This is a genomic window from Mesorhizobium sp. M7A.F.Ca.AU.001.01.1.1 (genome assembly GCF_004022735.1).
In the GTDB taxonomy this organism is placed as follows: Bacteria; Pseudomonadota; Alphaproteobacteria; order Rhizobiales; family Rhizobiaceae; genus Mesorhizobium; species Mesorhizobium ciceri.
Map to the genome: position 1 here is coordinate 1 of NZ_RZPF01000466.1, position 5,350 is coordinate 5,350.

Annotated in this window: 5 protein-coding genes; 2 read left to right on the forward strand and 3 right to left on the reverse strand. The window is 62.8% G+C overall.

The window, feature by feature from the left end:
• The first annotated feature begins 65 nt into the window (after nucleotides 1–65).
• Nucleotides 66–506 carry a hypothetical protein gene (locus EN884_RS24400; protein ID WP_013530641.1) on the forward strand — a complete coding sequence of 147 codons (441 nt, stop codon included), beginning with the start codon at nucleotides 66–68 and terminating at the stop codon, nucleotides 504–506.
• A gap of 3 nt (nucleotides 507–509) precedes the next feature.
• Here the strand turns inward: EN884_RS24400 and EN884_RS24405 are convergent, their stop codons facing one another.
• Nucleotides 510–2,132 (reverse strand): ABC-F family ATP-binding cassette domain-containing protein, encoded by a 1,623-nt coding sequence (locus EN884_RS24405; protein ID WP_013530640.1) that lies wholly within the window; start codon nucleotides 2,130–2,132, stop codon nucleotides 510–512.
• Between the two features lie 281 nt (nucleotides 2,133–2,413).
• On the opposite strand from EN884_RS24405, the gene EN884_RS24410 reads away from it, so the two are divergent.
• Entirely contained in the window at nucleotides 2,414–2,695 is a 282-nt protein-coding gene (locus tag EN884_RS24410; protein WP_082826505.1) for a hypothetical protein, read from the forward strand.
• A 91-nt stretch (nucleotides 2,696–2,786) separates the two neighbouring features.
• Here EN884_RS24410 and EN884_RS24415 read toward each other — a convergent pair whose 3' ends face one another.
• Together EN884_RS24415 and EN884_RS24420 are read right to left on the reverse strand one after the other, a co-directional pair.
• The gene (locus tag EN884_RS24415; RefSeq protein WP_224621835.1) at nucleotides 2,787–3,920 is read right to left on the reverse strand and encodes a transporter substrate-binding domain-containing protein; all 1,134 of its coding nucleotides are present in this window, start codon (nucleotides 3,918–3,920) and stop codon (nucleotides 2,787–2,789) included.
• A 241-nt stretch (nucleotides 3,921–4,161) separates the two neighbouring features.
• Nucleotides 4,162–4,761 (reverse strand): YdeI/OmpD-associated family protein, encoded by a 600-nt coding sequence (locus EN884_RS24420; protein WP_027160818.1) that lies wholly within the window; start codon nucleotides 4,759–4,761, stop codon nucleotides 4,162–4,164.
• Nucleotides 4,762–5,350: the final 589 nt, after the last annotated feature.

Below are 5,350 nucleotides of genomic sequence, written 5' to 3' on the forward strand. Positions count from 1 at the left end.
GTTGTAGCTTTGATCCCACCCAGACATCCTGGCCGGCAAAGCGGCGACATTGAGGAGTTCTCACCATGAAGATTTCATCCGGATTTCGTTCCATAGCGGTTGCCGCCGTCGCCACCGCGAGCATCGGCTTTGCCAGCGCCGCGCATGCCGACAGCGGCACGATCCGCTTCGCCGTCTACAAGGCGGCCTTCTTCGTCGGTGGCTCCGGAGGCGAAGGAACGCTGACCTTCCATGGCCGCCGCTATCCCATCTCGGTCGGCGGCGTCTCGGGCGGTCTCGCCTTCGGCGTCTCCAAGACCTATTTCCGAGGTACCGTGCGCCACATCAAACGTGCGCGGGATGTGACCGGGGTCTACGGTGCGGCGGGCGGTGGCGGCGCGCTTGGCAAAGGGGCTCAGGTGATCGTCATGACCAATGACAAGGGCGCCCAGCTCGAATTGACGGGCAGGCAGGTCGGCCTGCAGGTCAACGCCGACCTCAGCGGCATGAGCATCTCGCTGAGGTAGCCGTTAGCTCCTCAGGCCCGGCGCTTCCTGCCCCGTCCGCTCGACATATTCCGTATAGCCGCCGCCATAGGTGTGGATGCCTTCGGGCGTCAGTTCCAGCACGCGGTTGGAAAGCGCCGCCAGAAAATGCCGGTCGTGCGAGACGAACAGCATGGTGCCCTCATACTGCGAAAGTGCCGTGATCAGCATCTCCTTGGTGGCGATGTCGAGATGGTTGGTCGGCTCGTCCAGCACCAAAAGGTTGGGCGGGTCGAACAGCATCAGCGCCATCACCAGCCGCGCCTTCTCGCCGCCTGACAGCACACGGCATTTCTTCTCGATCTCGTCGCCGGAAAAGCCGAAGCAGCCTGCGAGTGCCCGCAGCGGCGCCTGGCCGGCCTGGGGGAACGCGTCTTCCAGTGTCTGGAACACAGTGCGCTCGCCTTCCAGCACCTCCATGGCGTGCTGGGCGAAATATCCCATCTTGACACTTGGGCCCCGCGCGACCGTGCCGGTATCGGGCTCGGAAGCGCCGGCGACCAGCTTCAGAAGCGTCGATTTGCCGGCGCCGTTGACGCCCATGATGCACCAGCGCTCGCGGCGGCGGACCTGGAAATCGAGCCCCTCATAGATGCTGCGGCTGCCATAGCCCTTGTGGACGTTCTTCAGCGTGACGACATCCTCACCGCAGCGCGGCGCCGGCAGGAAATCGAAGGACACGGTCTGGCGGCGCTTCGGCGGCTCGACGCGGTCGATCTTGTCCAGCTTCTTCACCCGGCTCTGCACCTGCGCGGCATGCGAGGCGCGCGCCTTGAAGCGCTCGATGAAGGCGATCTCCTTGGCCAGCATCGCCTGCTGGCGCTCGAACTGAGCCTGCTGCTGCTTATCGGCGATCGCCCGCTGCTGCTGGTAGAATTCGTAGTTTCCGGAATAGGCGGTCAGCGAACCGGCGTCGATCTCGACCACCTTGTTGACGATGCGGTTCATGAACTCGCGGTCGTGCGAGGTCATCAGCAGCGCGCCATCATAGTTCTTCAGGAAGGATTCCAGCCAGATCAGGCTCTCCAGGTCGAGATGGTTCGACGGCTCGTCGAGCAGCATGGCGTCGGGCCGCATCAACAGGATGCGGGCCAGCGCCACGCGCATCTTCCAGCCGCCGGACAGCTTTCCGACATCGCCGTCCATCATCTCCTGCGAAAAGCCGAGACCGTCCAGCACTTCGCGGGCGCGGCCATCCAGCGCATAACCGTCGAGTTCCTCGAAGCGGTGCTGCGCCTCGCCATATTTTTCGATGATCTCGTCCATCTGGTCGGCCTGCTCGGGATCGGCCATGGCCGCCTCGAGGGCCGCCATTTCGGCCGCGACTTCGCTGACCGGCCCGGCGCCGTTCATCACTTCGGCGACAGCGCTGTGGCCTTCCATGTCGCCGACATCCTGGCTGAAATAGCCGATGGTGACGCCGCGATCGACCTGCACCTGGCCTTCGTCTGGCTGCTCCTGGCCGGTGATCATGCGAAACAGCGTCGTCTTGCCGGCGCCGTTCGGCCCGACGAGGCCGACCTTCTCGCCCTTCTGCAGGGACGCCGACGCTTCGATGAAGACAAGCTGACGGCCGTTCTGCTTGCTGATGCTTTCAAGTCTGATCATGCGGTGTCCGGGGAATTTTGCTTGCGTGAAACGATTTGCCCGGCGCCTTACGCGAAGGATAGCCGCAAAGGAAGAGGCGCAAGCGCCGCACACCGCCGATCTCCCCCTCGTGGGGGAGATTGGCAGCTTCACCGCCAGACACACTCCAGAAACAAGATTCAACATCCGGGAAAAACTCGCGAAAACATCGCCTGTCATAACCACCCTCGCGGCGGTCACGCGGCCTGCGGCACAACGCGAAGAAATGGTCCCGAAACATGCAACGACGTTCGACCGGATGGATGGCTGCCCTGACAGGCATTTCGCTCGCCGTGCTTGCGGTCGCACAGTCGGATGCGGCGGTCACCCGGAGCGAATATTGCAGCCGGCTCGGTCTTCAACTCGACGGAGCCATCCAGACCAAAGCCAAACCCGGTGCCAGCGCGAGCCAGATCGCCGAGGCAACGGCACTCCAGGACAAGGCGAACCGGTTCTGTGCCGAGCGCAAGCAGGCGCAAGGCATCCGGACCTATGCCAATGCCCTGAAACTTCTTGGCGTGACACCGGTCGACCTGGACCAGTGACAGCAACCATCCATCCCTGAAAGACAGGCCGCCACTCTCGGATAGCGACGGCGGTTCTTCCAGCGCATAGCACCGCTGAAATTGCTGCCGGCTACTTCTCGCCCAGATACTGGAAGACGGCCTGCTTCCACCAATCGCTTTCGATGGTCTGCAGGAGGGCGACATCGAGAGACTTGCGCAACGGGCTGCCGAGCGGCAGCGCAATGGCATATTGCTGCTGGTCGAACGTCGCATCGAGAACCTGCAGGCTTGTCGCGTAATTCTGCCCGACCAGCCAGCCAAGCAGCGGCTTGTCGTGCACCAGCGCGTCGATCTTGCCGGCGCGAAGCGCGTTGAGGCCTTGCTGGATCGAGGCAAAGTCCTGATGACGGATCTGGGTCGAATCCAGATAGGACGCCGTCGACGAGCTCTGCACCGCGCCGACCCTGACCGCGGCGAGATCGCTTTCGCCCTGCACCATGCCTTCCATCTGCGTCACCGTCAGCACCGATGTGACACCCGCAGTGAACACCGCGATCGCAATGATCGATCCCATCATCCAGAGCGCGGCCAGCACGCGCCCCGGCACGGTTCGCGGGCCGAAATCACCGGTGCTGGCCTGCGTCGCGGCGATGGTCGACCACCACATGCTGGAAAACAGTCCCTTGGCGACGCCGCCGCCGAAATCGTCATTGTGCCGGCGTTCGAACATCCAGATGAGGACGCCGACCACCACCGATATGATGACCAGCGCCAGAACCGCCTGCAGGAAGCCGAACGACGTCAGGGCATGCAGCACCGGCCGCCATGACGGCTGGTTGTTGAGCGGCGTTGCGATGCCGAGCCCGGTCGTGAAGAAGGGCTGCGTGAAGTCGACGGCCTTTTCGCGGTCGGCCGTGACCGTGATCGCGGCCATCGCCGCATCGAATCTGCCGCTGACGACGCCATCGATCTGGTCCTGCACGGCAGGCACTTCGACATAGTGGAAGCGCAGGTTGAGCCGCCCGGCCATTTTCTGCCAGAGGTCGATGCTCAATCCCGACCAGCTGCCGTCCTGCAGCTTGAACGCAAAAGGCGGCGCCTGTTTTATCCCGACCGAGATCTCTTTTGCCGGCGAGGCCGAGGGGGAAGCCAAGTCGGGAGAAGTCTGATCGGGCGAAGTCTGGGCAAGCGTGACCCCGGCTCCCACACACGCGACGATGACAATGAGACCCAGCGCCATCGTCCACGAAGCAACTCTTCTCAACGGCAACGACTCCCAGCGACCGGTCCGCCGCTCGATCGTCGCGGCTTTCGAAGGGTAGCCGCCGTGCCCTCCTCCGTCCACCAGCGATGTCGTTGCTGAAGCGGCCGCGCCACGCCGACCCCGAATTGCGCGAAAACAAGCAGTTGGAACAATTTCGCGATTCAAATCCTGAAGCGCTTCGCGCAACGAGGGATCCCTTGAGGACAGGCTTGCGGCGCCGAAGACGAACTCGCGCCAAACCTCACTTCCTGCCTTGCGGATGGATCGTCTCACCGCGCTTCAGCATTGCCACAAACGCTTCGATCTTCCTCTTGCGCCCGGCCTCCGTCTTCATGTTGTGAATGCGGAAGGCGAGCGCGAAGCGGTTTTGCGCGCTGAGCTTTGCCAACATCGCCTTCGCAGCGGGTTCGGCGTCTATGGCCGCTTGCAAATCATCGGGAATTTTCATCTCCTTGCCGCTGCCATAGGCGCGCGCCCAGCGCCCGTCCGCCTTCGCCGCTTCGACCTGTTTGAGCCCATGCTCGGTCATGCGGCCCTCCTCGACCAGCCGCGCCACATTGTCGATGTTGATCAGGCTCCAGATGCTCTTCCTGCCGCGCGGCGTGTAGCGCTGCAGGAAGCTCTTGTCGTCCAACCCTTTGCGCACCGCATCGATCCAGCCGAAGCACAGCACCACGTCGATGGCTTGCTTGGGGGTGATCGATTTCAATCCCGACCCCACCTTGTGCACCTTGATCCAGACTTCGGTTTCCGTGGCGTGGTGCTTGCTCAGCCAGGCGTAGAAGCCGGCAGGATCCGCGAATTCGTGGACCTTGGCGGGATCGACCTTGATCGGCGCCATCAGTCGGCCTGCCCGTTCGATGCTGTTGCCCCTCGCGTCATCGCTCTCACTGTCGTCCTGCCTCCGGCATCATGCCCATCGTCATTGGCCAGCATCGTGGCATGAATTGCTGTCAGTTTCCGGCAGCAAACTTGGCAGGCGCGCACGGCGTTCCTTCGCGCCCGTCGGCCCGAACATTTTTCTTCCCGCCCCACTGTAGAAAGTCCCGGAATACCTGCCATGCTCGTGCTCGGGCACGCCGTCTCGCTCCCGGGGGAATACGCATGAAATCTCTGTTGCTCGCCTTTGTGTTGTTTCTCCCCACGGCCACCCTCGCCGAGCCGATCGAAACCCGGAAGATCATCACGGCTGTGACTGGCGATTTCAATGGCGACGGCGCCGTCGATCTTGCCATGGTGGTGGAGACCGAACCCGGCCATCCGATGGACGTCCACTTCTTCCTCAGGGACAGGAGCACAATTACCTCAAACCCGTCGAGATCGTGCACGAGCAGATCCAAGGGGAATGGAACGGCTACGAGCGGGCGGGCTACGAGAACTCCGACACCGAGCCGGAACTGACGATGCTGCCCAACGGCTCGATCAAATTC

Excerpts from the sequence above, each read along its gene's own strand:
- EN884_RS24405 (WP_013530640.1), bottom strand. The coding sequence starts at position 2,132 with ATGATCAGACTTGAAAGCATCAGCAAGCAGAACGGCCGTCAGCTTGTC.
- EN884_RS24400 (WP_013530641.1), top strand. The coding sequence starts at position 66 with ATGAAGATTTCATCCGGATTTCGTTCCATAGCGGTTGCCGCCGTCGCC.
- EN884_RS24420 (WP_027160818.1), bottom strand. The coding sequence starts at position 4,761 with ATGGCGCCGATCAAGGTCGATCCCGCCAAGGTCCACGAATTCGCGGAT.
- EN884_RS24410 (WP_082826505.1), top strand. The coding sequence starts at position 2,414 with ATGGCTGCCCTGACAGGCATTTCGCTCGCCGTGCTTGCGGTCGCACAG.